This window comes from Elioraea sp., assembly GCF_051860475.1.
Classification (GTDB): Bacteria; Pseudomonadota; Alphaproteobacteria; order Acetobacterales; family Acetobacteraceae; genus Elioraea.
In genome coordinates this window covers 1-880 of sequence record NZ_JBHYDW010000298.1, presented here as the reverse complement: position 1 = coordinate 880, position 880 = coordinate 1, and the positions used below count along the sequence as shown (strand labels likewise).

At 72.0% G+C, this 880-nt stretch carries 1 protein-coding gene and 1 pseudogene; both read left to right on the top strand.

Annotated features, from left to right (window positions below; translation table 11 throughout):
• A pseudogene (locus ACTIFU_RS23855) lies at positions 1–374 on the top strand (S49 family peptidase); the annotation flags it as partial.
• A 16-nt stretch (positions 375–390) separates the two neighbouring features.
• Positions 391–780: a head decoration protein gene (locus ACTIFU_RS23850; RefSeq protein ID WP_439580813.1), complete on the top strand. Its 390-nt coding sequence runs from the start codon at positions 391–393 to the stop codon at positions 778–780.
• Positions 781–880: the final 100 nt, after the last annotated feature.

Here is an 880-nt window from a genome sequence, read left to right as displayed (position 1 = left end):
AGGCCCCTTCGAGGAGAGTGACGATGACCCATCCGGTCGAACCCGACGATACGTCCGCTGCGGAGACGCAGGAGACGCGCGAGGCCGCGCCGCCGGAGCCCGCACCGGTGCCGCAGGATGACGCTGCACGCGCCGCGGCCGCGGAGATTGCCGAGGTCGCGGCGCAGGCCGCACGACTCGGCGTCACCGTCGATGCGGCGGATGCCATCCGGCGCGGCGTCGCCGCCCACGCGCTGCGCCGCTCCGTCCTCGACACCCTCGCGTCGCGCGCCGAGGCGAGCGCGGTGATCGCCGCGGCCCCCAAGCCGGGCAGTAGCGACGAAAGCCCGATCGTCCGCCGCGCCCGCGAGCGCGCTGCAACCGCCCAGCGCTGATCAGGAGACCCAACCCATGCCCGTTCTGGTGATGGCGCCCACGCTCGGCGACCTGCTGAAGTACGAGCTCAACGGCAACTACACCCGGGAGGTCGTGACGCTGAAGGGCGGCACCAACTACCCGCTCGGCGCCGTGCTCGGGAAGATCACCGCCTCCGGCATCCATCGCCTCTCGCCCGCCGCCACGGTGACCGGCGATGAAGGGGCCGAGATCGCGGTCGCGGTGCTGATCGAGGCGGTGGATGCAACGGCTGGTGATCGCGATGGCCTGGTGGTCGCGCGCGGGCCGGCGATCGTCTCGAAGGGTGCGCTGGTGTTCGACCCCTCAGTCGATCAGCCCGCCGAGATCGCCGCCAAGCACGCCGAGCTCAGCGCCGCCGGCGTCGTCCCGCGCGACACCGCGTAGTCCGACCCTCACCGCTCCGATCACCAGCGGCGCCCTCGTGGCGCCGTTTCTGTTTCCCGCACAGGAGGCCGACCGATGGTCGCCATCATCAATCCGTTCG

Excerpts from the sequence above, each read along its gene's own strand:
- ACTIFU_RS23850 (WP_439580813.1), top strand. The coding sequence starts at position 391 with ATGCCCGTTCTGGTGATGGCGCCCACGCTCGGCGACCTGCTGAAGTAC.